The sequence below is a fragment of the Ruegeria sp. AD2(2025) genome, from assembly GCF_056542385.1.
On sequence record NZ_JBQFZS010000001.1, the window covers coordinates 714,148 to 739,326 of the forward strand.

The 25,179-nt window shown below is 60.8% G+C and carries 27 protein-coding genes; 13 read left to right on the forward strand and 14 right to left on the reverse strand.

The features are described 5' to 3' along the window. Window positions 1–42 precede the first annotated feature (42 nt). From ACR1XV_RS03480 to ACR1XV_RS03495, 4 genes are all read left to right on the forward strand, one after another. On the forward strand, window positions 43–1,431 hold the full coding sequence (locus ACR1XV_RS03480; RefSeq protein WP_480528912.1) for a GMC oxidoreductase: 1,389 nt from the start codon (window positions 43–45) through the stop codon (window positions 1,429–1,431). Continuing rightward, window positions 1,431–1,844 carry a hypothetical protein gene (locus ACR1XV_RS03485; RefSeq protein WP_480528913.1) on the forward strand — a complete coding sequence of 138 codons (414 nt, stop codon included), beginning with the start codon at window positions 1,431–1,433 and terminating at the stop codon, window positions 1,842–1,844. Before ACR1XV_RS03480 ends, ACR1XV_RS03485 begins: the two co-directional genes overlap by 1 nt. A 191-nt stretch (window positions 1,845–2,035) precedes the next feature. Next, window positions 2,036–2,404: a group I truncated hemoglobin gene (locus ACR1XV_RS03490; RefSeq protein ID WP_480528914.1), complete on the forward strand. Its 369-nt coding sequence runs from the start codon at window positions 2,036–2,038 to the stop codon at window positions 2,402–2,404. Continuing rightward, window positions 2,401–3,459: an adenylate/guanylate cyclase domain-containing protein gene (locus tag ACR1XV_RS03495; RefSeq protein ID WP_480528915.1), complete on the forward strand. Its 1,059-nt coding sequence runs from the start codon at window positions 2,401–2,403 to the stop codon at window positions 3,457–3,459. The genes ACR1XV_RS03490 and ACR1XV_RS03495 overlap by 4 nt, the downstream gene beginning before the upstream one ends. A 4-nt stretch (window positions 3,460–3,463) precedes the next feature. Here ACR1XV_RS03495 and ACR1XV_RS03500 read toward each other — a convergent pair whose 3' ends face one another. The 9 genes from ACR1XV_RS03500 to guaA form a co-directional block, all read right to left on the reverse strand. Continuing rightward, a complete protein-coding gene (locus tag ACR1XV_RS03500) occupies window positions 3,464–4,078 on the reverse strand; it encodes a TetR/AcrR family transcriptional regulator (RefSeq protein ID WP_480528916.1) in 615 nt (204 codons plus the stop codon). Between the two features lie 59 nt (window positions 4,079–4,137). Then, window positions 4,138–5,007 (reverse strand): polyphosphate kinase 2, encoded by an 870-nt coding sequence (ppk2, locus tag ACR1XV_RS03505; protein ID WP_480528917.1) that lies wholly within the window; start codon window positions 5,005–5,007, stop codon window positions 4,138–4,140. Window positions 5,008–5,056: 49 nt separating this feature from the next. Next, window positions 5,057–6,010 carry an alpha/beta fold hydrolase gene (locus tag ACR1XV_RS03510; protein WP_480528918.1) on the reverse strand — a complete coding sequence of 318 codons (954 nt, stop codon included), beginning with the start codon at window positions 6,008–6,010 and terminating at the stop codon, window positions 5,057–5,059. Continuing rightward, window positions 6,000–6,917 (reverse strand): homoserine O-acetyltransferase MetA, encoded by a 918-nt coding sequence (metA, locus tag ACR1XV_RS03515; RefSeq protein ID WP_480528919.1) that lies wholly within the window; start codon window positions 6,915–6,917, stop codon window positions 6,000–6,002. Before metA ends, ACR1XV_RS03510 begins: the two co-directional genes overlap by 11 nt. Window positions 6,918–6,955: 38 nt before the next feature. Further along, window positions 6,956–7,828 carry an ATPase gene (locus tag ACR1XV_RS03520; RefSeq protein WP_480529289.1) on the reverse strand — a complete coding sequence of 291 codons (873 nt, stop codon included), beginning with the start codon at window positions 7,826–7,828 and terminating at the stop codon, window positions 6,956–6,958. 49 nt (window positions 7,829–7,877) lie between these two features. Beyond that, window positions 7,878–8,774 carry a DMT family transporter gene (locus ACR1XV_RS03525; RefSeq protein ID WP_480528920.1) on the reverse strand — a complete coding sequence of 299 codons (897 nt, stop codon included), beginning with the start codon at window positions 8,772–8,774 and terminating at the stop codon, window positions 7,878–7,880. A 97-nt stretch (window positions 8,775–8,871) separates the two neighbouring features. Then, window positions 8,872–10,077: an OmpP1/FadL family transporter gene (locus tag ACR1XV_RS03530; protein WP_480528921.1), complete on the reverse strand. Its 1,206-nt coding sequence runs from the start codon at window positions 10,075–10,077 to the stop codon at window positions 8,872–8,874. 117 nt (window positions 10,078–10,194) lie between these two features. After that, window positions 10,195–11,100, reverse strand: a complete 906-nt coding sequence (locus tag ACR1XV_RS03535) for a DMT family transporter (protein WP_480528923.1) — start codon at window positions 11,098–11,100, stop codon at window positions 10,195–10,197. A gap of 97 nt (window positions 11,101–11,197) precedes the next feature. Beyond that, window positions 11,198–12,757 carry a glutamine-hydrolyzing GMP synthase gene (guaA, locus tag ACR1XV_RS03540; protein ID WP_480528925.1) on the reverse strand — a complete coding sequence of 520 codons (1,560 nt, stop codon included), beginning with the start codon at window positions 12,755–12,757 and terminating at the stop codon, window positions 11,198–11,200. A 70-nt stretch (window positions 12,758–12,827) separates the two neighbouring features. On the opposite strand from guaA, the gene ACR1XV_RS03545 reads away from it, so the two are divergent. Together ACR1XV_RS03545 and ACR1XV_RS03550 are read left to right on the forward strand one after the other, a co-directional pair. Beyond that, on the forward strand, window positions 12,828–13,268 hold the full coding sequence (locus ACR1XV_RS03545) for a GNAT family N-acetyltransferase (RefSeq protein ID WP_480528926.1): 441 nt from the start codon (window positions 12,828–12,830) through the stop codon (window positions 13,266–13,268). Between the two features lie 125 nt (window positions 13,269–13,393). Then, window positions 13,394–14,938, forward strand: a complete 1,545-nt coding sequence (locus ACR1XV_RS03550; protein WP_480528927.1) for a trimethylamine methyltransferase family protein — start codon at window positions 13,394–13,396, stop codon at window positions 14,936–14,938. Here the strand turns inward: ACR1XV_RS03550 and ACR1XV_RS03555 are convergent, their stop codons facing one another. Then, complete coding sequence (locus ACR1XV_RS03555) at window positions 14,939–15,238, reverse strand: DUF6477 family protein (RefSeq protein ID WP_480528928.1); 300 nt, start codon at window positions 15,236–15,238, stop codon at window positions 14,939–14,941. 240 nt (window positions 15,239–15,478) lie between these two features. Between ACR1XV_RS03555 and ACR1XV_RS03560 the strand changes: the two genes are divergently transcribed. Together ACR1XV_RS03560 and ACR1XV_RS03565 are read left to right on the forward strand one after the other, a co-directional pair. After that, a complete protein-coding gene (locus tag ACR1XV_RS03560) occupies window positions 15,479–16,573 on the forward strand; it encodes a DUF6456 domain-containing protein (RefSeq protein WP_480528929.1) in 1,095 nt (364 codons plus the stop codon). 36 nt (window positions 16,574–16,609) lie between these two features. Continuing rightward, window positions 16,610–17,533 carry a hydrogen peroxide-inducible genes activator gene (locus ACR1XV_RS03565; protein ID WP_480528930.1) on the forward strand — a complete coding sequence of 308 codons (924 nt, stop codon included), beginning with the start codon at window positions 16,610–16,612 and terminating at the stop codon, window positions 17,531–17,533. Window positions 17,534–17,584: 51 nt separating this feature from the next. On the opposite strand, the gene ACR1XV_RS03570 is transcribed toward ACR1XV_RS03565, so the two are convergent. Further along, window positions 17,585–18,133, reverse strand: coding sequence for a redoxin family protein (locus ACR1XV_RS03570; RefSeq protein ID WP_480528931.1), 549 nt, complete (start codon window positions 18,131–18,133; stop codon window positions 17,585–17,587). A 265-nt stretch (window positions 18,134–18,398) separates the two neighbouring features. Between ACR1XV_RS03570 and lipA the strand changes: the two genes are divergently transcribed. Both lipA and ACR1XV_RS03580 read left to right on the forward strand, forming a co-directional pair. Next, complete coding sequence (gene lipA / locus ACR1XV_RS03575; RefSeq protein ID WP_480528932.1) at window positions 18,399–19,349, forward strand: lipoyl synthase; 951 nt, start codon at window positions 18,399–18,401, stop codon at window positions 19,347–19,349. Beyond that, a complete protein-coding gene (locus ACR1XV_RS03580; RefSeq protein WP_480528933.1) occupies window positions 19,346–20,497 on the forward strand; it encodes an amidohydrolase in 1,152 nt (383 codons plus the stop codon). The genes lipA and ACR1XV_RS03580 overlap by 4 nt, the downstream gene beginning before the upstream one ends. On the opposite strand, the gene ACR1XV_RS03585 is transcribed toward ACR1XV_RS03580, so the two are convergent. After that, window positions 20,487–20,660 (reverse strand): hypothetical protein, encoded by a 174-nt coding sequence (locus ACR1XV_RS03585; protein ID WP_480528934.1) that lies wholly within the window; start codon window positions 20,658–20,660, stop codon window positions 20,487–20,489. The two genes, ACR1XV_RS03580 and ACR1XV_RS03585, sit on opposite strands and share 11 nt — an antisense overlap. A 6-nt stretch (window positions 20,661–20,666) precedes the next feature. Next, window positions 20,667–21,209 (reverse strand): hypoxanthine phosphoribosyltransferase, encoded by a 543-nt coding sequence (gene hpt / locus ACR1XV_RS03590; protein ID WP_480528935.1) that lies wholly within the window; start codon window positions 21,207–21,209, stop codon window positions 20,667–20,669. Window positions 21,210–21,282: 73 nt separating this feature from the next. Between hpt and ACR1XV_RS03595 the strand changes: the two genes are divergently transcribed. Together ACR1XV_RS03595 and ACR1XV_RS03600 are read left to right on the forward strand one after the other, a co-directional pair. Beyond that, window positions 21,283–21,726, forward strand: a complete 444-nt coding sequence (locus tag ACR1XV_RS03595) for a type II toxin-antitoxin system RatA family toxin (protein WP_480528936.1) — start codon at window positions 21,283–21,285, stop codon at window positions 21,724–21,726. A 38-nt stretch (window positions 21,727–21,764) separates the two neighbouring features. Beyond that, on the forward strand, window positions 21,765–23,060 hold the full coding sequence (locus ACR1XV_RS03600; RefSeq protein ID WP_480528937.1) for an MmgE/PrpD family protein: 1,296 nt from the start codon (window positions 21,765–21,767) through the stop codon (window positions 23,058–23,060). Here ACR1XV_RS03600 and pyrC read toward each other — a convergent pair. Continuing rightward, entirely contained in the window at window positions 23,057–24,094 is a 1,038-nt protein-coding gene (gene pyrC / locus ACR1XV_RS03605; RefSeq protein ID WP_480528938.1) for a dihydroorotase, read from the reverse strand. The two genes, ACR1XV_RS03600 and pyrC, sit on opposite strands and share 4 nt — an antisense overlap. A gap of 135 nt (window positions 24,095–24,229) precedes the next feature. On the opposite strand from pyrC, the gene ACR1XV_RS03610 reads away from it, so the two are divergent. Then, entirely contained in the window at window positions 24,230–25,138 is a 909-nt protein-coding gene (locus ACR1XV_RS03610) for an AAA family ATPase (protein ID WP_480528939.1), read from the forward strand. Window positions 25,139–25,179: the final 41 nt, after the last annotated feature.

Genomic DNA, 25,179 nt, shown 5'->3' on the forward strand with positions numbered 1-25,179 from the left:
GAACCAGGACTATCTGACCAGTTATTTGTAAGCGGCGGTGCGATGGACAGAATATCTTTGGAAGATGCGCAGAACAGGCGCTGGGATGTCATCATTGCCGGAAGCAGTTTTGCATCAATGTTCTTCCTGTACGGACTACCCGAACATCTGTCGGTGCTGATCGTCGAAAAGGGCGATGTGGTCAGCCACCAGGAACTGATCGCTTCGCCGCTGCCATATGAGCCTTTCAGGTCCAACAGCGAAAAGCCCTGGATCGCGCGGACTGCATTCGGAGGAAACTCAAATTGCTGGTGGGGGCAGACCCCCAGGTTTCATCCCACTGATTTTCGAACCAAGGAACTGTTCGGTCGGGCTGAGGACTGGCTGGTCGGCTATGACGAGATTGAGCCCTACTACAACCAGGTTGAAGCCGTGATGGAGATTGCGGGCGGTGGCAGCGACCACATACTGCCCCGCAGCCAACCTTTTCCCTTTCCGCCGCACCTTCCGTCGCGGTCTGACAAGGTGTTGCAGGAGGCAAGCGATCTCTGGGTTCCCGTTCCCACAGCACGCAGCAACGGGGGAAGCCGCGGGCTCTGCTGCTCAAATGGCATCTGTCACAGCTGCCCCGTCGATGCAAAATTCACCATTTTGAACGGGTTGCCGCATTTTGAGCGCGATGGTGTCTTTCTGCTGACCGGTCAAGAAGCGCGAGAGATTCGGACCGAAGCGGGGATTGCTAAATCTCTGCTGATCAAAGGCGCGACCGGAGAGGCCGAGATCGGCGCAGATCTGATCGCGCTGGGAACGAACGCAATATTCAACGCTGCCATCTTGTTGCGAAGTGGGTTTTCGGCACCGGCGCTTGGGCGCTATCTGAATGAACAGCTTGCGCATCACCTGCAGGTCGACGTGCCGATCAAGAACTTTTTTGGCGGAAGTTCAATCACCGGGCATGGATATCATTTCTATCACGATATGGATCGCTCGGATTTTGCTGCCGTATTGATCGAGAACTTCAACGTGCCCGCCGCAACGCGCCCGCAAAAGAACCGCTGGACTGAGCGTCTGACGCTAAAGTTCATTGCCGAAGACCTGCCCCAGCCCGAAAACCGGGTGACAATTGTCGATGACGAGGTGATGGTTGATTGGCAGGGCCATTCACAATATGCAGCCGATGGCTTGTCCAACGCTTTGGATAATATCGACAAAATATTCCCCACTGAGGTCGAGAGCATCGAGTCGCTTGGGCTGGTCGCCACCGAATCCCATATACTTGGCACGACCAGAATGGGGACATCGCAAGAGACTGGCGTAGTAGATCGCGAGCTAAAAACACATGAGATACCGAATGTCCTGAGCCTTGGGGCGGGCGTTTTTCCATCCTGCTCGCCGGCCAATCCGACATTGACCTTGTCGGCTCTGTCCATCTTTGCAGCGAGGGCAATCTGATGATCACGCGTCGCAAACTGCTGATTTCGGGCGCTGTTCTGGCTGCTATCGCCGCCGTCCCTTTGTCGAGCGGTCTCAGAAGCTGGCTGCGTGGGCAGCTGGCCGATGAGTTTGGCGATGAAATCGCGGCTCAGGCAATGGCCGAGGGGTTCGGCGATGACTATGTCGCCTCGCTTAAGCAGATGCGGTTCAGGGACTATGTTCTTGCGTCCGTCTACTTTCGGCTCAAACCGCAATCACTGGTCCTTATGGCGGGATCCGAGGCGGATATTCGGCGGCACATGATCGGCGTATTCCTGAGGTCCTCCAACGTCATATTAGCGGTCGAACGGGGCGATACGTTTACCTATGAGGGCCTCTTTCTGCCCGAGGTCTACCCTTGTTCAAATCAGCTCGGCGGTCACGTTCTGTGATCTCGTCGGCGGGGTTTCATCCGTCGTAGCAAGTCGTGCGCTGATCGACAGAGCGTTGCACTGTCATGTGGTCCGCCCAGTTGTCTGAGCTTGACGTGCAAGTTGCCCGATTATGCTCAAAAAAGTTAACAACACTTTCAATTTGATATAACGTTGTCGTGTTGTTTCTAATTATCATTCGGTTTTGTGTTGTGAGTCAGACGATCTATGAAAAATACGGCGGGTTTAAAACCATCAGCCGTATCGTGATGTCATTCTACGAGATGGCGTTGGAATCCGACGAAATCGGAGATTATTTTGATGAGATCGACCTGCCGCGTCTGATCGACCATCAGACCAAGTTCGTATCGTCTCTGGTTGGGGGGCCGGCCTCGTTCAGCGATGATCGGATTGAGGCGGTGCATCGCCATCTGAACATCTCGCATTCTGATTTTGATGAGATGGCGACGCTGTTTGGCGAGGCGCTGGCGATGCATGGGATGTCCGACAGCGACATAAACCTGGCCTTGGCCGCGATCGAAGGCAAACGCTCGATCATTGTGGCCCGGAACGCTGCATGAGCATTCTGGCCATCAACGAGCATTTGCTGCGCGCGATTGGTGTGGGTGTGGCGGTGCTGCGCGCATCGGATCTGACCTTTGTGTTCCACAACGGGCCCTTCGCCGAATGGTTCGGGACCCCGGCCGAGGGTCAGACCCTTCTGGATCTGCTGCCCGATCTGGACCCGAAGGAACTTGAAGACGTCAAGCAGTCGGGCCTGCGGTATTCCGTGGAATTGCAGATCAAACCCAAGCGCCGGACGCTGATCTTTGCCACGGCGGTTTCGCTGGCTAACGGACTTGAGGAGCAGGTTCTGGTGGTCGAATGCCAGAACATCACCCGCATCCGCGAGCTTGAAAGCATGATCGACAGCTACTCGACCATGGTTGAACGCAATACGCGCGAGCTTGAGCGCGAGAAGGAGCGCGTCGAACGCCTGCTGCTGAACCTGATGCCCAAGGCGGTCTACGAAGAGTTCAAGACATTCGGCGTGGTCACGCCGCAGCTGTTCGATCAGGTGTCGGTTGTCATGCTGGATTTCGTGGGCTTCACCGATTTTGCCGCCAAGACCGATCCGACGGTGACGCTGAGCGAGTTGAACGACATCTTCACCGCCTTTGATCGCATCGTCGAGCAGTTCGGCTGCGAAAGGATCAAGACCATCGGCGATGCTTATCTGGCGGTCTCAGGGATGCCCGACGAGACGCCCGATCATGCCACGGCGGTGGCCCATTGCGCGGTGCGGTTCCTGCGGTATCTCGAACGGCGCAATGAAAGTCATCCGCATAAATGGCAGGCGCGGATCGGGTTGGGGATGGGCCCTGCAGTTGGCTCGGTCGTTGGGATACAGAAATACGTTTATGACGTGTTTGGCCCTGCGGTGAACATCGCCTCGCGCCTGCAAGTCTTTGCAAACCCGATGCGGATCGTCGCGCCGGAAGAGATGAAATATGCGCTGATCGACGAGTTTCAGATCACCGATATTGGCCCGGTGGATATCAAGGGCATGGGTCATATGGACCTGATCAACGTGACCTCGCGGCTGACCACGGCCAAACCCAGCCGGGCGTTCTGATCGCTCAGTCGTCCTGTGCGACCAGACCCAGACCACGCAGATAGATGCCGATCCCCGATTCCAGCAGGTCTTCGGGCGGGAAGGGGGAACTGGCCCCGGTATTGCGCGCAAAGAGTTCGACGACCCCGTGGCTCATGGCCCAGATATGGGCGCTGAACATCGAGGCGGGCGGGCGTTTTTCAGGCGGGATATGCTGTGACAGGTCGCTGGCGGCCTTTTCCAGAACCCCCTTGGCGCGGTTGGCAGCCAGCGCGAGTTCAGGCGTGCGGTTGATCGAAATACCGCTTTCGAACATGGCGATGTAATGCCCGGGGTGCTTGCGGGCAAAGGCCAGATAGGCGCGGCCCGTGGCCTCGAACGCGGCCAGCGCCGAAGGCTGACCCTTGTCATAGGCAAACTGCATCAGGTCGGCGAACATTTCATAACCCTGCCGCGCAGCCTCGGCGATCAGGTCCTCGCGCCCCTCATAATGGCGATAGACCGCGGCCGGTGTGACCCCTGCGGTCTTGGCCGCCTCGGACAGAGTAAAGCCCGTTGGACCCTTCTGTTCGATCAGCACAAGCGCAGCCTCGATCAGCGCTTGTTTCAGGTTTCCGTGGTGGTATCCGCGTTTCGTCATCCCGGCCTCAGGCACATTTGTTCTTATATATGCAGGGTCTGTGCCCGAGACCAGCGCGTTCACGCATCCCAGATATCCGGCCCGCCGCTGATCTTTGCGTCGGGCGTGCCGACGATGTCGGTGTCTTTGCCGTCATAGTCCAACCCGCTGAGAACGGTGCGAATGGCCGCAAGGCGCGCGCGTTTCTTGTCATCCGAGCGGATGATGGTCCAAGGACAGTTGTCGGAATGGCTGCGGGTGAGGGTTTCCGCGATGGACCGGCTGTATTCGTCCCATTTGCCCAAGCCTGCGACGTCGATGGGGCTGAGCTTCCATTGTTTCAACGGGTCCGTCTCGCGGGCGAGGAAACGGTTCAACTGCTCGGCGCGTCCGACATTCAGCCAGAACTTGAACAGGTGGATGCCGTCGTTTCGAAACCCCATCTCCAATGGCAGGACCTGCCGGAAGAACCTTTCGCGCTCGTCCGTGGTGCAAAAACCGAAGACGTTCTCGACCACGCCCCGGTTGTACCAACTGCGGTCGAAGAACACGATCTCACCGGCGGATGGCAGATGCGAGATATAGCGTTGAAAATACCACTGGCTACGTTCGGCATCTGACGGCTTGCTAAGCGCCACGTTTCGCGCGCCGCGTGGATTAAGATTTTCCCGGAACCTCTTGATCGTTCCCCCTTTTCCAGCAGCGTCCCGACCTTCGAAGATGATCGCGATACGTTGGTCTGTTGCCTTCACCCAGGATTGCATCTTGACCAGTTCGATCTGCAGCGCCTCCATCTGCGCGTCGTAATCCTTGCCCTTCATCTTTTCGGAATATGGGTAGGACGCGTTCAGAATGTCGCCTTTCTTGGCGTCTTCGATGGCGGATCGAACGGCCTTCGGGGCGTCGTTGCGGAAATAACTTTCGATTGCGCCCTGTTGTGATCCGGTCATCTGCGGCCTCGCCATAAAATCCAGTTCGTACTATGGATTACGGATCGTCTTAACGCAAACCCGCCCGTTCGGCGGCGCGGTCGATGGCGGCGGCAACCTCGGGTGCGGCAACCACCTGTGGCATGTGCCCGATGCCATCCAGTTCGACCAGTTCCGCCCCCGGAATTTGTTCGATCAGGCGTTCGGAATGCCAGCTGAGCCCGACGGTATCATCGGCGGTGCCATGGACGATCTCGGTCGGTACCGAGATTTCGCCATATCGCGGCTGCAGTTCCGTCACCTCGTCCAGCAGGTTGGCGCGCTGTTTTGCGTTGGCATGCATTGACGCGCGGCGCATGGTCAGGCCGGGGCCGAAATGCTCTGCATACCCTGCGGGCGCTTTCTGCGGCGCGAATACGTTATCCAGCGCCTTCGTCACGTACCAGTCGGGCACAAAGGCGGAAATCAGGGGCAGGGCCAGCGCATTCCCAGCCGGGGTTGCGCCGATCGTGTTGAACGCATCCAATGGCGTCTCCCACGGGATTGCCGCTGCGGCGATCAGCACAAGGGCCGAGATGTTGTCGGGCCGCGTCGCAGCCCAGGCCAGCGATACCGACCCGCCATAGCTTTGGCCCGCGACGATGGGCTTCTCGGCACCCAGTTGCGCGGCGGCGCGTTGCAGAATGTCTGCTTGTTCAACAATGGTTTCGCCGTCGGCGTTAAAGCTTTCGGAATAGCCAAGCCCGGGTCGGTCGAACACGATGACACGGTAGTTTTCGGCCAAAATCGGTGCCAGTGCAAAGGTCATGTCGCGGGTATTGCCGCTAGAGCCGTGGATCAGCACCACATCGGGGCCTTCGCCCATCACGACCGCATGGACCGCGATGCCGTCGACATCCAAAATCTGCCCCTCGGGCGGGAATGCGGCCTCGGCCCGGGCTTCCCGCTGGGCGCTGCGCCATGCCGTCGCGGCGGCGATGCCTGCCGCGACAAGACAAAGGGATATCAGAAGCTTACTGGCCAATCTTGTTCAAATCGAAAGGGGTGGTCTGATAGATCGAGTTGATCCAGTTGCCGTAAAGCAGATGCGCATGGCTGCGCCAGCGGTTCTGCGGATGCTGGCCGGGATCATCATCGGGATAATAGTTGATCGGCACGTTGATCGGCGCGCCGCTGGCGACGTCACGATCATACTCCTGTTTGAGCGTGTCGCTGTCATATTCGAAATGGTTGAAGATATAGAGCGCCCGATGCGCCGGATCCTCAACCAGACAGGGGCCGACATCGTCGCTGCCCAGCAGGGTGATCAGATCGGGGACCGCGTCGATTTCATATTGCCGCATCTCGGTCCAACGGCTGACAGGAATGACGCAATCATCGGAAAACCCGCGCAAAAACGGCGAGGCCGGAGCCAGGTTACGATGCCGGAAACAGCCAAACGCCTTGGCGTCCAGCATGTGTTTTTCCACGTCGTGGAAATGGTTGATCATCGCCATGCCGCCCCAGCATACGCCAAAGGTGGAATGCACGTTGGTCTGCGTCCACTCGAACACTTCGCGCATCTCGTCCCAATAGGTGACGTCGGCAAAGTCCAGATGCTCGATCGGAGCGCCGGTGATGATCAGGCCGTCGAATTTCTGATCCTTCACCTCCTGAAAGGGGTGGTAGAACTCGGCCATATGCTCGGCGGCGGTGTTCTTGGTCTGATGCTCGGTCATGCGGATCAGCGACAGCTCGATCTGCAGGGGGGTGGCCCCGATCAGGCGGGCGAACTGGTTTTCCGTCTGGATCTTCTTGGGCATCAGGTTCAACAACCCGATCCGCAGGGGGCGGATGTCCTGCCGGGCGGCCTGATCCTCGGCCATGACCATGACGCCCTCGTTGGTCAGGACATCAAAGGCGGGCAGGTCTGAGGGTATCTTGATCGGCATCACGTCACGCTGTTGAAACTGCGAATGAAGTCTGGAACTTAGGCCGGGTTGGGGCGGGTCTCAAGGGTGCGTTCGATCAACTCGTCGAAATCGCTGCTGTCGCGCACCTTCGCGATGTCATCAGCGTTGATCGTAACGCCCCAGTTACGCGCCATGGCCTCATACCGGGGCTGTCGGTGCGCCAGCGCCTTGGCATAGGTCCAGCGGATGAAGGCGTCGGGATCAACCGCATCCCCCGCACAATCGTTCAGCGCAAGATATTCGGCCCAGACCTGCGCCAGAAACTCGGCCTGATAGGACATCGGCTTGGGGGCCTGATCAAAGCGGCGGATCAGTTCTTCGGTATGCGCCTCGTCGCCCCTGATCCAGATCATCAGGGTCTGGCGGGACAGTTCGGTCAAAATCTGATCGTGCGGGTCCTCGGGCGCGACCCATTCGCAGATCGAGCCGCCCGTGTCGCAGATAAAATGCGGGTAACGATACAGACGTTGGGCGCGGTCGATGAAATATTTGGTGTCCAGCAGGGCGTGGATTTCGGCCAGCCGGAATTGTTCCTGCCGCAACTGGTATTCTTCGATCTCAAGCCCGCCAAGCTGGGGGTTGCCGGGCTTACCCAGATAGGCCGAAACAGGGGTGAGGTTCTGGAAAGTGATGTTCGATCCGATATAGATCGAGTCCGACAGCAGCAAATCACGCAGAAACGGGACCTTCATCGCCTCGGCCTTGGCGTTGTCGGTGATGTATTCACCCATGTAACGGGTGCCAATGCGGTAATCGATCGAATAGTGAAACCAGTCACCCGCGTCGCGCAGCGTGTTCGAGACATAGGATTTTCCCAACCCGGACATGCCGAAGAACAGCACCTTTTTGCGCCCCGCCTCGCGCCAGTCCTTTGCCGAGTTGTAGATCATCATCCGCCGTCCCTTGTTTTGTCCTAGCTAAAACGGGCGGTTGGCGGCGTCAATCGCGTCTGCGGGATCGGCTGAGGATTAGCAGCCCCAGCGCCAGAATGGCAAAGCCGACGAAGGCGCGTGCGGGCAGCGCCTCATCCCGGACCAGCGCGCCCAACAGAATGGCGACCGGCGGGATGATCAGTGTCACCAGCAGGACATTGCCGCTGCCGCCTTGTTGCAGGACGCGGTAATACAGCAGATAAGCGCCAGCAGTCGCCACCAGCGCATAATAGGCCATCGACATCAGCGTCTCGACCGGGAGGTTGAGCGACGGCACCCCGTCTACCGCCAGCGTGATCGGGATCATGATCACGGTCGAGGCCGTTAGCATTCCTGCAGCCGCAACCGGTGGGGTGAGATCACCGAGATGCGCCCGAGCCCAGACTGCCGCGAAGGCATAAGACAATGCACCAGCGAGAATGGCCAGTTGTCCCAGATTCGCTGGGCTGAAGCTGTCGAACTGATTGAGACCGATGGTGATCGACACGCCGGTGAACCCCAATGCAACGCCCAGCGTGCGCGGCTTGGTCAAGCGTTCATCGTGGAAGAAAACGGCGGCCAGCAGGACGCCAAAGACCGCGGTGCTGGCGTTCAGGATTGAGGTCAGCCCGGTTTCGACATGCAACTGTCCCCAAGCCATAAATGAGAACGGGAGGACATTGTTCAGCAACCCCATGACAAGGAACGCACCCCAGATACGGGGGGCGCGGGGCAGCGGCTGCCGTTGTAATGCGATAAGGATCCACAGGGCCAGCGAGGCCCAAAAGACTCGGTGGAAGACCGAGGTTACGAACGGGATTGTGTCCAATGCGATGCGGATCGACAGAAAGGACGCGCCCCAGATCACTCCGAGCAGGATCAGTTCGGCCCATGCGCGGGCGGAGAGGGTTTTCTGATCAGCCATGGCGTGTTGTCGCATTCCCGCAGACGTCAATCGACCCGGAACATGCGAAAAAGCCCCGCCTGATCGGCGGGGCTTTGCAGTTACTGGTCAGGTGACATCAGTTAAACGAATAGGTGACCTGAATGCCAACGCTCCACGCGCTGTTGCCGGTGAACTCGGCACCTTGGTTGGTGGTCGCGTCGCCGATATCGGTATAGCGGACACCGCCAGAGATCTGGGCCTGCTGATAGGTGTAGGTACCACCGAGGCCGATGCTCCAGAAGCCGTCCGTTGGGCCAAGGTCCGAGACGGTCGAACCGGTTGATGTTTCGTACCCAACCGTTACCGCGCCTGAGAATTCTTCCGAGAACTGATAGCCGAGGCCCAGAGAATACGTGAACGTGTCGTCATCGTAGTCGACAAGGTTAGAGTCGGTGAGTCCCACATAGACCGGCGGCGCGTAGACCGTTTGCGGCCAGTCGACCCAGCGAACCGAGCCGAACAGCAGGGTCTTGGGTGCTACGCCGGTCTGGAAGTCAAGGTTCACCGACTGGGGAGTGACGACCTCTGCCTCGGTGTCGGCGCTGATGCGCGCGATCTCGGGAAATGGTGTAAAAGCCAGAGCGTCGTTTGACTCGGTCTGCGACAGATCGTGCGTGATTCTGGAGTTATAGGTCAGCGCGACGCGTGCCGCGATATCAGGTCGTTCCCACGCCACACCGATAACGTATCCAAAGTCGATTTCAGCATCTGTCTCAACTCGATAGCCGCCCTGCGGGAACGGTGTGGAGTTCACGCCTGCAAGGGGAACCGATACGCTGGCGCGCACACGTTGACCACGAACGCCCCCGATTGCGCTGAAACCGTTGTCGAATTTATAGCGCAGCAGGGCCGTAATCGCATCCGTATCCGCGCGCGCGCGGAGCACATCAGTCCGGGCGCCCGGCGGGAACGGAGGTGAACTCGACAGTACGTTTTGCGACAAGGGGTATTCAGACGAATACTCGACGTCGGCACCGAAGGGCTGATCATACATGATCGCAAAATCGAGCCTGTCGGTCAGGGCCGTTTTGAATGCGAGGTGAGGAGTGAAGAAGCTTTGCGCGACATCACCGGAGTCGATCTCTTGGCCAAAGGTCGGACCGGGGAGCGGATTCACCAAGGTGCCGCTGACGCTTGGATCGGTATATCCAAGTCGGAACTGTACCGCCGAACCTTCCTCAAACAGAATGTTGATCCCCTGACCACTTCGGTCAAGTCCGCCAGCCTGCGCGGTAGTCGCCCCGACACACACCGCACACGCCTGAAGCAGCGCTTTTTTCATTTCGTCCTCCCTACACTGTCCAATTGCCTGCAATGTGCACCCTCACGTACACACCCGGCTTCGTTACCGGTTGTTACTCTCTTAATCCCTAAAATAAGGTCAACCCGTGACGGAGCGTTAGTCTGAGTCAGCGTGGCGAGCCTGTGTTGCCAAATTGTTACGATTCTCGGACCAGACATTGAGGAAGATGCCGGTGAAGATCACCGCAGCGCCCAGCAGCGTCCAATGATCCAGCGGCTCGTGATAGAGGATCATGCCGACAATGGCGATGGTCGGCAGACGCGCGAAATCGAACGGGACAACAACCGTGGCCGGGGCGATGGCCAGTGCGTTGGTGATGCAGTAATGCGCCAGCAGCCCGGCCAATCCAATCAGCAAAAGGAACGGGGCGGTGGCGGTTGAGGGCAGGGTGATGTCTCCGTCCAGGCCCGAGGCGGCAAGGCCGAGGACGGCTTGCATGACGGTGAGCCAGAACATGATGCAGCCGATACTGGCGATGCGCGTCAGGGATTTGGTCGAAATCGTTGTCAGGGCGAAGAAAATCGCCGACAGGGCTGCGGCGATTACGCCGGGGCTGATTGCCGCCGCGCCGGGGCGTGCCACGATCAGGATGCCCGCAAACCCGATCAGGGCCGAGGTCAGGCGGATTGCGGTCAGACGTTCGCCCAGCAGCAGCGGTGAAAGCAGGATGACCCAGATGGGGTTGGTGAACTCAAGCGCAAAGACCTGTGCCAGCGGGATCACCGTGACGGCGTAGAACCACAGATTCTGGCCGGTGAAATGCAGCACGTTGCGGATACCGTGCAGACCCAGCCGTTTTGTCGTGACCTGATGCCAGCCACGTGTGGCGGTCAGGACCATGGCCACGACGCAGATGCCGACGAGGCTGCGGTAGAACATGATCTCGAACGTGTCATGGGTCACGCTCAGCTCGCGCCCCGCTACGGCCATTGAGGAGAACGAGGCAATCGCGCCGGTCATCCAGAGCGCGGCTTTGCCGATCTGCGTTTTGCTCTCATCCATGGGTCAAAAAGCCGTGTTCGGGTGCAACGCGCTGACTAAAGGGCGTTTTGTTGGGGATTGCAAAATAAAAAGCCGGGCTGAGACCCGGCTTTTGCGCTCATTCCCACTCGATTGTTCCGGGGGGTTTTGAGGTGATGTCATAGGTGCATCGGTTGATGCCTTTGACCTCATTGATGATGCGAGTCGCGGTTTCGCCGAGGAATTCGTGGCTGAACGGGTAGTAGTCCGCTGTCATGCCGTCGACCGAGGTCACCGCACGCAGGGCACAGGCATAGTCATAGGTACGACCATCACCCATCACGCCCACGGTACGGACAGGCAGGATGGCCACGAAGGCCTGCCAGATCTCGTCATAGAGGCCGTGTTTGCGAATCTGGTCGATATAGACAGCGTCCGCTTCGCGCAGGATTTCCAGCTTTTCGCGGGTGATTTCGCCGGGGCAACGGATGGCAAGGCCGGGGCCGGGGAAGGGGTGGCGACCGATGAAGCTGGACGGCAGGCCCAGTTCGCGGCCCAAGGCACGGACTTCGTCCTTGAACAGCTCACGCAGGGGTTCGACCAGCTTCAGGCCCATCTTCTCGGGCAGGCCACCGACATTGTGGTGCGATTTGATCGTGACCGACGGGCCACCCGAGAACGAGACGGATTCGATCACGTCGGGGTAGAGGGTGCCCTGCGCCAGGAACTCGGCCCCGTCGATGGTGTCTGCATGTTTCTGGAAAACGTCGATGAACAGTTTGCCGATGATCTTGCGCTTGGTCTCGGGGTCGCTCTGTCCATCTAATTCACCAAGGAACAGATCGCTTTCGTCCGCATGGATCAGCTGAATGTTGTAGTTGTCGCGGAACATGCCGACGACCTCGGTGGCCTCGTTCTTGCGCAGCAATCCGTGGTCGACAAAGACACAGGTCAACTGATCGCCGATGGCTTCGTGGATCAGAATCGCCGCGACCGAGCTGTCGACACCGCCGGACAGGCCGCAGATGACCTTTTTGTCGCCGACCTGTTCGCGGATTTTGCGGATCATTTCATCGCGATAGGCCCCCATAGTCCAGTCGCCCGAGAACCCGGCCAGTTTGACGAAATTCTCATACAGCTTTGCACCCTTGGGGGTGTGGTGCACCTCGGGGTGGAACTGCACGGCGTAGAAATGGCGGCTGGGATCGGCGGTGATCGCGTAAGGCGCGTTGGGAGAGGTGCCGAACACCTCAAAGCCCGGGGCGATTTCGCTGACATGGTCGCCGTGGCTCATCCAGACCTGTTCGTCGCCCTCGGCGAACCAACCATTGAGGATATCGAGCTGGCTTTTGGATGTGACGAAGGCGCGGCCGAACTCGGCAGTGCCATGGCCGCTTTCGACCTTGCCGCCCAACTGGTGCATCATGACCTGCTGACCGTAGCAGATGCCCAGAATCGGCACGCCGTAGTCAAAGATCTCCTGCGGGGCCCGGGGTGAGCCGTCGCGTGTCACACTGTCGGGACCGCCCGAGAAAATCACGGCCTTGGGGGCCATCTCTCGGACGAACTCCATCGTGACGTTCTGATAGGGGTGGATTTCGCAATAGACGTTCAGCTCGCGCAGGCGGCGGGCGATCAGCTGGGTCACCTGGCTGCCGAAGTCGATGATCAGAAGGCGGTCGTGGGATGCTTGGGTCATGCAGGGCTATTAGGTCGCAAGCGTTGCTTGTGCAAGCGCTATGACGTCAATTGGGGGCGGAGGCTGATAGATGATGACAATAAGGCTTAGGGCTGCCGGCCAAAGCGATGCAGACGCGATCCGGGACTGTATTACCAGCGCTTATGGGCAGGCAATGCGCGAGATCGCCGATCTGCCGGATGTAACGGCTGGACTCGCCGAGGATATTCGGGACCGTGATGTGGTTCTGGCGGAAAGCGACGGGCATTTGCTGGGGGTCATCGTCTTTGATCTGCAGACCGATACGATGATGGTCTTCAACCTTGCTGTCTCGCCCGAGGCTCAGGGGCAGGGGATTGCGCGGCAATTGCTTGCGGCTGCCGAAACGGCGGCGGTCAAAGCGGAAGTGGCATATCTGCAGCTGCGGACCCACCGCCTGATGCACGCAACCCGGGCGATGTACGCGCATCTGGGTTGGAACGAGGTCGAGACGACCGGGAACTCGGTCATGATGCAAAAGCGGGTGGCCTAACGCTCCGATCCGTCTGGTTGCGGTTCATGTCGCTTTTCCCCCTATTGCGCCGTAAACTACCTGTGGCGCTGTTGGCCGTTCATGTAACACACTTATCAAACCAACCAACCAACGGGATTTTCTCAATGGCAGAGGCAAACACCCGGCGCAGGGCACGGGGTGGCGGCGGCGCCGCCCGTCGGGCCGAGCGCACGGCGGTCAAGATCGAAACCGCGAAGTATATCGAACGCAATATTCCCAATTTCGAAGTGCTCAACGAAGAAGCGCTGGAGATCATCGAGAACAACGCGGAAACCGTGCTCGAGGAGATTGGCGTCAATTTCGTCGACAACCCCGCCGCGCTGGAGCGTTGGAAAGACGCCGGTGCGGATATCGAGGGCGAGCGCGTTCGCCTGCCGCGCGGTCTGGCGCGTGAGCTGATCAAGACCGCACCCAGCGAATTCACCCAACACGCCCGCAACCCTGAGAAATCGGTGGTCATCGGCGGCCGTAATCTGGTTCTTGCGCCGGTCTATGGCCCTCCGTTCGTGCGGGACGCGCATGGTGGTCGCCGCTATGCGACGATGGATGATTTCAATAAGTTCGTGAAGCTGGCCTATATGTCCAAGTGGCTGCACCACTCGGGCGGTACGGTGTGCGAGCCGACGGACATCCCGGTGAACAAGCGTCACCTGGACATGCTGATGGCGCACATGACCCTGTCGGACAAGCCGTTCATGGGTTCGGTCACCGATCCCAGCCGCGCGCAGGATTCGATCGAGATGTGTGAGATTCTGTTCGGCAAAGAGTTCGTGCAGAACAACACCGTTATGACCTCGCTGACCAACATCAACTCGCCGATGACATTCGACGACGTGATGATGGGCTCGCTCGAGGTTTATGCGGCGAACAATCAGGCCTGTATCATCTCGCCCTTCATTGTGGGCGGCGCGATGGCGCCGGTTTCGGTCGCGGGGACGCTGACACAGGTTCTGGCCGAGGTCATGGCGGGTGTCGCCTATAGCCAGATCATCCGTCCGGGTGCTCCGGCGATCTTCGGTGCGTTTGTGTCCTCGATTGACATGAACTCGGGCGCGCCGACCTTTGGTACACCCGAAGCCTCGCATGTCACCTATGGCGCGGGCCAGCTGGCGCGTCGTCTGGGGCTGCCGTTCCGGTCTGCGGGCTCGTTCTGCGGTTCGAAACTGCCCGACGCGCAGGCGGCTTACGAGACCGCGAACTCGCTGAACATGGGTCTGATGGCAGGCGTGAACTTCATGCTACACTCCTGCGGTTGGCTCGAAGGTGGTCTGGTGGCAGATTTCGAGAAATTCGTCATGGACGCCGATCAGTTGGGCGTTCTGCACGGTCTGGCCAAGGGCATCGCCTATGACGAGAACGCACAGGCGATGGACGCAATCCGCGAGGTCGGTCCGGGTGGCCACTACCTGGGTTGCGCCCACACGCAGGCGAACTTCAAGGATGCGTTCTGGAAGACCGATCTGCTGGACTACAAGCCGTTCGAGACCTGGGAAGAGGAAGGCGCCCGCGATACACGGACGCTGGCCACCGCGCGGGTCGAGCATCTGCTGGCCAATTACCAGCAGCCGCAGATCGACCCGGATGTAAAGGCCGCGCTTGACGCCTATGTTGCCGAGAAAAAGGCATCCATGCCGGATGCCTTCACCTGATCACGTATAGCGCGCGGCGCGGCTGGCCTGATACAGTTGCGCCTCGCCGATCAGGGCAATCAAAACGTCCAGATGACGCACCAGGGAATAGGCGGCGTCATCTTCCTGTCTTTGCAGGTCAAACTCGCGCTCAATCTCCATCAGCCGTATCAGGGCCGATCCTGTTCCCGGTATCGACCCATAGCCTAGAACGCGCTGCAGGTGCCGGTCCCGGTTATACTCCTTCGCGCCGATCTTCGCGGCGCGGGTCAGCAGCCGCGGGCGGCGGAGTGTGGTGATCATGGTCATCAGGTCCTGCACGATGGCTTTCCTTCTCTTTCAATTCCGATGCTCATGATGTGACACAACTTATGCGGGTGTTGCCCTGTGCGGGCTCTCCCCGAACGCTGGCTTCACGACTGTTTATCAATTTGAATCAATTCTGCTCTGTGTCGTCCGGGGTTAACGAACCGGTAACGAAACCGACCCTAGTTAGATTTGGTTAACTAAGAATCCGACGACGAGAACTGTCAGTTTGTTTGTCGATGAGGGCATTGAAATATGGAAAATAGCGTGGCTTTCACCGTACCGGCCTGGGTTCCCGAGGGGGCGCAGCGATATCTTGACCATACCGAGTCAGGCCGGTCGATCCGGGACATCGCCCGGGCGGCTGGATGCCATGCCTCGACCATTCTGCGACAAATCCGCCGGGTCGAGATGCGCCGCGATGATCCGCTGGTTGATGCCGCGCTGCAATCGCTTGCACAGACCCATTTTGCACCGGGGATGAGCGGTTCAACTATGTATCACGTGCCCGATCACCCGTCAGGCGAGACCGAGGACGATCGGTTCGAGCGCGAAGCCCTGCGCGTCCTGCGCCGCCTGTGCGAATCCGGTGCGGTGCTGGCGGTGGCCGAGGATATGGATAAGGCCGTCGTGGTTCGCGACAATGGCGAGGGCGGGACCACCCGAACGGCCGTTGTCGATTGCAAAACGGCGCAGGCGCTGGCGCTCAAAGACTGGATATCTTGCGACAATCCGGGGCGGATCTCGCGCTATCGTCTGTCGACGGCGGGCCGGTCGGCGCTGAGCCATCTGCTGGCCGAAGCCGAGAACCGCGCCCGGGCGCAGAACGAGTTCGGGATGGCCGAGGCGCAGGCACCGTTTCAGCCCTCTGCAGGTCAGCCCGGTCGCGCAAAAGGTCCGGTCCGCATTCGCTACAGCACGACCGAAAGCCCGCTGATCGCGCTGTCCCGTCGGCGCGACCGGGACGGCAAGCCCTTTCTTGACGAAACGCTGGTGGGTGCCGGCGAACGTCTGCGCGAGGACTTCGAGTTGGCACAGATCGGGCCGCAGGTCACGCAGAACTGGGATCGGTTCCTGACCGGGGGCGGTCGTGCTGATTTCGCTGCGGATGCGCATGTCGGGCACGGCTCGTCGGGGGCGCGGGACCGCGTGGCGCGGGCGCTGGCGGACCTCGGGCCGGGGCTCAGCGATGTTGCCCTGCGTTGCTGCTGCTATCTTGAAGGGCTGGAGCAAGCAGAAAAGCGCATGGGCTGGTCGGCCCGGTCCGGCAAGATCGTCCTGCGGATCGCGCTGCAGCGGCTGAAACGGCATTACGAAGAGCAGACCGAGCGGGACCGGATGATCGGCTGATCTTGTGGATCTGGCGGTAAGTGATAATCAGAGGTTATGAATTTCACACTCCGCCAGTTGCAGTATTTCCGCGCGGTTGCCGAACAGCGCAACTTTGGTCGCGCGGCGCAGGTCTGCCACGTGTCGCAACCTGCGCTGTCGGTTCAGATCAAAGCGTTGGAGGATCTGATGGGCGGGCCTCTGTTCGAACGGCAGGCCCGCGATATCCTGCTGACGCCGCTGGGCCGGGATGTTCTGGATCATGCCCAACAGGTCCTGAAGGCAGCGGATCAGTTGGATCGGTTTGCCCGGGATCATTCCGGCGGACATCGCTCTTTGTCGATCGGCATCATTCCCACCGTTGCGCCGTACCTGCTGCCGGGCGTTCTGGCCGGGCTACGGGCCGGGGATGTCTCGCTGCGGGTTCAGATCCGCGAGGCCAGAACCGAACGCCTGCTGTCGATGCTACGGGCGGGTGAGATTGATGCAGCGGTTCTGGCGCTGCCCTCGGGCGGGGCGGGGCTGTACGAAGAGGCGTTGTTTGACGACTGCTTCCTGCTGGCGGGTAGTCAGGCCCGGCTGGACCGGCTGACGGTCAGCCCCGAGGCGCTGCGCCCCGTTGACCTGAAGGCGGCGCAACTGATGCTGCTGGAGGATGGGCATTGCCTGACCGATCAGGCGCTTGAGGTCTGCGGGCAGGACCGGACCAGCGGCCAGATCAACATGGGCGCATCCTCGCTGGCGACCTTGTCGCGGCTGGTCGCCGAAGGGTTCGGCCTGACCCTGATGCCCGAACTTGCGGCGCGCGCCGAGACTGATGCGGTACCGGGGCTGCGGTTGCTGCGATTCGGCGCACCGCAACCGGCGCGCACCATAGGGCTGGTACGCCGCGCGGCGACCGGGGCCGAAGACTGGTTCGAACGGCTGGCACAGGTGATCCGGCTGGTCGGTGAAGAGGTCGTGGCGCAGACCCGCGCCTAACAAGAAAGGCCCGCCGGAAACGACGGGCCCTTGTTCCGGTTTTCGCAGAGGTTACGCCAGCGCGGGCGCGCGGACTTCATCCAGATGTTTCATCAGGTTTTCCGGCGACGAGACGCCGTAAGGGTCTTCGGGGCAATTGTCCATCAGGCCGGGTTCTTCGAACCATGCCTCGACCACGCCGTCATTGACGATGGCCGCATAGCGCCACGAGCGCATCCCAAAGCCCAGATTATCCTTGTCGACCAGCATCCCCATCTTGCGGGTGAATTCGCCCGAACCGTCCGGGATAACCTGAACCTTCTCAAGCCCCTGATCCGCAGCCCATTTGTTCATGACGAAGCTGTCATTCACGGACATGCAATAGATCGCGTCGATTCCCTTGGCGGTGAAATCCGCATACCCGTTCTCGAACCCCGGCAATTGATAGGTCGAGCAGGTGGGCGTGAATGCGCCCGGCAACGAGAACAGGATGACGCGTTTGCCTGCAAAATAGTCAGCCGTGGTCTTGTCCTGCCAGCGGAACGGGTTGGGACCTTCGACCGAGTCGTCGCGGACACGGGTGTGGAAGGTCACGTCGGGCAGCTTTGCACCGGTTTTCATTGGTGGACTCCTGTGATTCACATCTGTTTGGCCCGAGGGGTAAGATGTTTGCGCAAGCGCTTCAACAATAGATGTGCTGCAGGTGCAAAATATCTTCACGACGGTTGATGCCATTGAAATAATGGCAAAAAGTCCTCTCGATGCTCTGTCGGATGCTGCGTACGCAGGATCGTGCCGCATAGCGGCTATGCGTCGCTGGCGTAACGGGGGCAGTCGGTTTATGTTATGCGCGATGCAAATTGACCCGAAGTCAGGAAAGCAAACCGTGCGCGATCTGAAAATTCCCGAACAAAGACACCCGGAAAAGGCGCACAGGCCCGACAACGCCGCCCCGCGCAAGCCCAAGTGGATTCGCGTGAAAGCCCCGGGCGGGGCAGGATATGCCGATACGCATAAGATCATGCGCGAGAACAATCTGGTCACCGTCTGCGAAGAGGCCGGATGCCCCAATGTCGGCGAATGCTGGAGCCAGGGCCACGCCACCATGATGATCATGGGCGAGATCTGTACCCGTGGCTGCACCTTCTGCAACATCGCCACAGGCCGCCCCGACGAACTGGACGCGTTCGAGCCGGGCCGGGTGGCTCATGCGGTGCAGAAACTGGGGCTGAAGCATGTGGTGATCACCTCGGTCGACCGCGACGACCTGCAGGATGGCGGGGCCGAGCATTTTGCCCAGACCATCCGCGCCGTGCGGCACCGGTCCCCGACCACGACGATCGAGATTCTGACGCCTGATTTCCTGAAATGCGACCCCTCGGTGCTTGAGGTGGTGGTCGAGGCGAAGCCGGATGTGTTCAACCACAACCTTGAAACCGTGCCCGGTCTTTATCCGCAGGTGCGCCCCGGTGCGCGCTATTTCCATTCGCTGCGGTTGTTGCAGCGGGTGAAAGAAATGGACCCGTCGATCTTCACCAAATCGGGCATCATGGTCGGTCTGGGCGAGGACGAACAGCAGGTCCGGCAGGTCATGGATGACATGCGCGCCGCCGATATCGACTTTCTGACCATCGGCCAGTACCTGCAGCCGACCCCGAAACATCACGGTATCGACCGGTTCGTCACGCCCGAGGAGTTCGCGTCGTATGAAAAAGCGGCCTTTGGCAAAGGGTTCCTGATGGTCTCGGCCACTCCGCTGACCCGATCCTCGTATCACGCGGGCGACGATTTCGCGCGCCTGCGCGAGGCCCGGCGGCAGAAACTGGGGCAGGGGTGAAGCCCGAGCTTCAGAACTGGCTGACCGAGAAGCGCCACGAATTACATCAGGTGCCCGAGGTCTCGGGCCAGGAACGCGGAACCGCCGCGAGCATCGCCAATCTGCTGCAGACCTGCGACCCCGACACGGTTCTGACCGGGATCGGAGGGCATGGCGTCGCCGCCATCTATGACAGCGGCCAGCCCGGCCCAACCGTTGGCATCCGGTGCGAGCTGGACGGGTTGCCGATTCAGGAGCTCTCGGACGCGGCCTATGCCTCGCAAAACCCCGGATCGGGGCACTTGTGCGGGCATGATGGCCATATGGCGATGGTGCTGGGCGTGGCGTTTGTGCTGAGCCAGACCCGCCCGGACGCGGGCCGCGTTGTTCTGATCTTTCAGCCCGCCGAAGAAACCGGGCAGGGCGCACAGGCCTTTCGAGCTGACCCGCAATTTGCCGACATCACGCCGGACTACGTGTTTGCGCTGCACAACTTGCCGGGGCTGGAGCTTGGTGCGGTTGATCTGTGCGAGGGCCCGACCAATTGCGCCTCGCGCGGGATGCGGGTCGCGCTGACGGGCAAGACCTCGCATGCGGCGGCCCCGCAGGACGGACTGTCTCCGGCCAGCGCGCTGACCGCGTTGATCCCGGCCTATGCCGCGATGGGCGCGGGCGGTGCGCTGGATGCGGATTATGCGCTTACGACCGTCACCTACGCGAGTCTGGGCGAGCCGACCTTTGGCATCGCCCCCGGCGCGGCCGAGGTGTGGGTGACGTTGCGCACGGTCTCTGACACGCGCATGGCGAAGCTGATTGAACAGGCCGAGGCGCTGGCCCGCGATACCGGTCGGGCCGAAGGGCTTGAGGTCGACATCACCTATGATGACGTGTTCGAGGCCTGCACAAACAACCCCGAGGCCGTCGCCATCCTGTCGGCGGCTTGTCAGGCACAGAACGTGCCCTTTAGCCTGGCGCCGCAGCCGCAGAAGTTTTCCGAAGATTTCGGACAGTTCGGCAAGGGCGCTAAAACCGCGATGTTCTGGCTGGGGGCCGGGCGCGATCATCCGCAGTTGCACAACCCGGATTACGACTTTCCCGATGCGCTGATTCCCACCGGCACCGGCATCTTTCTGGCAGCGATCAACGAAGTTCTGGGCCTCAGGGCCTGAGCTTGCCGGGCTCGCTTCCGGCCCAGTCCGGCCACCATCCCAACATCTCGATCCCTGCGATCAGCAGGCAAACTGCGATGATGGCGAAGACCAGCAGCACCCGGCGTTCAGACGGCGGGTTCCGCGCCCATCGCGACATCCGCAGAAAGTGGCGCAGGTTCATCCCCGTTTAATCCCCGACGAACCGCACCTTGCCGATGAACGGCAGGTTGCGGTTGCGCTGCGCGTAGTCGATGCCATAACCCACGACAAATTCATCCGGAATTTCGAAGCCGATCCAGTCGGCGCGGAAATCGACCTCGCGCCGGATGGGCTTGTCGAGCAGCGCAATGGATTTCAGCCGCGCGGGCTTGCGGTTCAGCAACAGCTTGGTGACATGGTTCAGCGTGTGCCCGGTGTCGACGATATCCTCGACCACCAGCACGTCGCGCCCTTCGATTGCGCCGCGCAAGTCCTTGAGAATACGCACTTCCCGGCTGCTCTCCATCGAGTCTCCGTATGAAGATGCCTCAAGGAAATCCACCTCGATCGGCAGGTCCAGCTCGCGCACCAGATCGGCGATGAACACGAAACTGCCGCGCAGCAGGCCCACGACCACCAGCTTGTCGGTGCCGCCGAATTCATCCGTGATCTCGCGGCACAATTCCTCAATCCGCGCGGCGATGGCCTTGGCTGAGATCATCTCATCTATCACATATGCGCGGTCGCTCATCGCTGCCCCCTTGATCTTTGGCGCGCAACATACGACATGACGCGCCATTGTCACCTGCAAATGCCGGAACGTCATGCCCATCCATTCGGAAACCCGTCCGCTGCCCTATACTGCCCAACAGATGTACGATCTGGTCGGCGACGTGGCCAAATACCCGGAATTCCTGCCGTGGTGTGCTGCCTCCCGTATCCGCCGGACCTATGAGGCGGGCGCGGGGCAGGTGATGGAGGCCGATCTGGTGATCTCGTTCAAGGTGTTCCGCGAACGCTTCGGCAGCCGGGTGACCTTGTTTCCGGCGCAAAAGAAGATCGACACCGAGTATCTGGACGGTCCGTTCAAATACATGCGCTCGGACTGGCAGTTCGAGGATACTGATGACGGCTGCAACGTCTCGTTCCATGTGGATTTCGAGTTCAAGAACGCCGTCCTGCAAGGCATCATCGGCGTGGTTTTTAACGAAGCGATGCACCGCATCGTCCGCGCCTTCGAACAGCGCGCCGCAGACCTGTACGGCTGAGCCTTTACCCGGACCCGCCGCGCGCTAGACTGCGCACTATGACTGACCTGACCTCATCGCTTGCGCAATTCGCCGCAGGCCCCGTTTCGACCACGACGCAGGCGCGGATCGTGACCTCTTTGTCCGCGCTGGACTGGATGGCCGTTGGCCGTGCGGGCGCGGACGAGCCCGTCTCGCACATCATCCGCGACATGGTGCTGGCCGAGGGCGGAGCGCCTCAGGCTCAGATGTTTGGCGGCGGCGGTGCGCCCTTGCGAGGGGCGGCTCTGGCGAACGGTACCATTTCCCATGCGCTGGATTATGACGACACGCATTTCGCCCATATCGGCCATCCGTCGGTCGCCGTGTTCCCGGCGGCGCTGGCCATTGCGGCGCATGAGGACAAGCCCGTCGTTGATCTGCTTGAGGCCGCGCTGGTCGGGATGGAACTGTCCATCCGCGTAGGGCTTTGGCTGGGGCGCGGGCATTATCAGGCCGGCTTCCACCAGACCGCCACCGCAGGCGCGTTTGGCGCGGCGGCTGCGGTGGGCCATCTGATGGGGTTCGACCCGGCGCAGATGCGGCGTGCCCTGGGCCTGACCGCCACCCGCGCGGCGGGACTCAAGGCGCAGTTCGGGACCATGGGCAAGCCCTACAACGCTGGGCTTGCGGCCTCGACAGGCGTCGAGACCGCCTTGCTGATCCATCGCGGTTTCCAGCCCAACGAAGACGCCCTGCAGGGCCCGCATGGTTTCGGCGCGACACATCAGGGTGCGGATGACACCCTGGCGGCGCTCGATCGCTTGGGCGATGAATGGCTGTTCGAGGCGGTTAGTCACAAGTTCCACGCCTGCTGCCATGGCCTGCATGCCGCGCTTGAGGCTGCCCGCGAACTGGACATCGCCGAACCCGAAGTGGCTGAAATCAAGGTCAAAACCCATCCCCGTTGGATGAGTGTCTGCAACCAGACCGAACCATCGACCGGGCTCGGGGCCAAGTTCTCTTATCGCACCGTTCTGGCGATGCTGGCGCTTGGCTATGACACCGCGGTACCCGACAGCTATTCCGACCAGACCTGCGCCGACCCGCACCTGCAGGCACTGCGGCAGCGGATCACGGTCGAGGCGGACGAAAGTCTGTCAGAGACGCAGGCCCATGTGGCGCTACTGCGCCGCGACGGCGCGCGGCTTGAGGCAAGTCACGATCTACTGACGCCGATGTCTCTGCCCGACCGCGAAGACCGGGTGCGCCAGAAAGCCGCGAAGCTGATCGGCGGAGACGAGGCCGATGCGATCTGGTCAATGCTGCGCACCGGCGGGCGCGCAGCCGACCTGTCTGACAGGCTGGCGGGTTAAGCCACGCGCCAGTGCAGCGGAAAGCCCGGATCGAACACGGTGACGGGCCCGTCGGCGGTGTCGATCTTGGCGGGATACGCCACCGGCGCGCCTTTGGTCAGGGTGATCATGTCTTCGTTCACCGGCAGGCCGTAGAAGGCCGGGCCGTTCAGCGACACAAAGCCTTCCAGCTTGTCCAGTGCGCCTGCGCGGTCGAACATCTCGGCCACCAGAGACATGGTGTTGGTCGCGGTGAAACAACCCGCGCAGCCACAGGCCATCTCTTTGTTCGCATCCGTGTGGGGCGCGCTGTCGGTGCCCAGGAAGAACCGGGAATCACCCGAGGTTGCAGCCCCTAGCAAGGCCAACCGATGTTCCTCGCGCTTGGCGACGGGCAGGCAGTAATAGTGCGGCTTGATGCCGCCCACCAGAATGTGATTGCGATTGATGATCAGGTGATGCGCAGTGATCGTCGCACCCAGATCGCTGTCGTTGGCCTTGACGTAATCAACCCCGTTGGCGGTGGTGATATGTTCCATCACGACGCGCAGCCCCGGCGTGGCCCGGCGGATCGGGTCAAGCACACGGTCGATGAACACCGCCTCACGGTCGAAAATGTCGATCTCGGCATCGGTCACTTCACCATGCACACAGAGCGGCAGGCCGATCTCGGCCATCTTCTCAAGCAACGGGCGCACCTTGTCAAAGTCACGCACGCCCGAGGCCGAGTTCGTCGTCGCCCCGGCCGGATACAGCTTCACCGCCTTGATCAACCCGCTGGCATGGGCTGCGGCCACATCGGCGGCGTCGGTATCTTCGGTCAGATACAGCGTCATCAGCGGCTCGAACGTCATGCCCGCAGGCAGGGCGGCCAGAATGCGCGCGCGATACGCGGCGGCCTGATCCCCGGTCACAACGGGGGGCACAAGGTTCGGCATGATGATCGCGCGCGCAAAGTGGCGCGCGGTTTCGGGCAGGACGGCCTGCAACATGGTGCCATCGCGCAGGTGCAGATGCCAGTCGTCGGGGCGGCGGAGGTTCAGGGTATCGGTCATGCGCCCCGGCTAGCACAGCCGCTGCGGCGGGAAAACCCTTGCCAGCCGCCCCGATTGCCGCAGATCACAGGACAGGCCCGGTCTTGACGCCCGCGCCCAGCCATGACCTGTTGTCGGCAAGGGAGATTGATGCACATGACGCAGCCAGACACGATCGACGCGGTTCAGACCATGCTGGGCGCGCAGGGCTATGTCTGTGGCCGGGCACTGGCGACGGTGGTGTTCCTGTCGCTGAAACTGGGCAGGCCGCTGTTTCTGGAAGGCGAAGCCGGTGTCGGCAAGACCGAGATCGCCAAAGCGCTCGCGGCCGGGCTGAACCGCCGCCTGATCCGGCTGCAATGCTACGAAGGGCTCGATGCCTCGTCGGCGGTGTACGAATGGAATTTCCCGGCGCAGATGGTGGCGATCCGCACGGCGGAAGCCTCGGGCGGGGCCAGCCGCGACGCGCTGCAGACCGAGCTTTTCTCGGACGACTACCTGATCGAACGCCCGCTGTTGCAAGCCATGCGCTCCGACGCCAACGGCGCGCCCGTCCTGCTGATCGACGAGCTTGACCGCACCGACGAACCCTTCGAGGCTTTCCTGCTGGAAGCGCTCAGCGACTTTCAGGTCACGATCCCCGAACTGGGCACGGTCAACGCCCCGGAACCGCCGATCGTGATCGTCACCTCGAACCGCACGCGCGAGGTGCATGACGCGCTGAAACGCCGCTGCCTTTACCACTGGGTCGACTACCCCGATTTCGACCGCGAGATCGAAATCCTCAACGCCCGCGCACCCGAGGCAGCCCAGACGCTCAGCCGCGAAGTGGTCGCCTTCGTCCAACGCCTGCGCACCGAGGACCTGTTCAAGAAACCCGGCGTTGCCGAAACGATCGACTGGGCCAAATGCCTGCTGGCGCTGGATGTGATCAACCTCAGCCCCGAGGTGATCGGCGACACGCTGGGCGCCATCCTCAAATACCAGGACGACATCCAGAAACTACAGGGATCCGAGGCCAAGCGTATCCTCGATCAGGCCAAAGCCGACCTCGAACCGGCCTGATGCTTCTTCTGTTCAAAAATACTTCGGGGGTATGGGGGCAG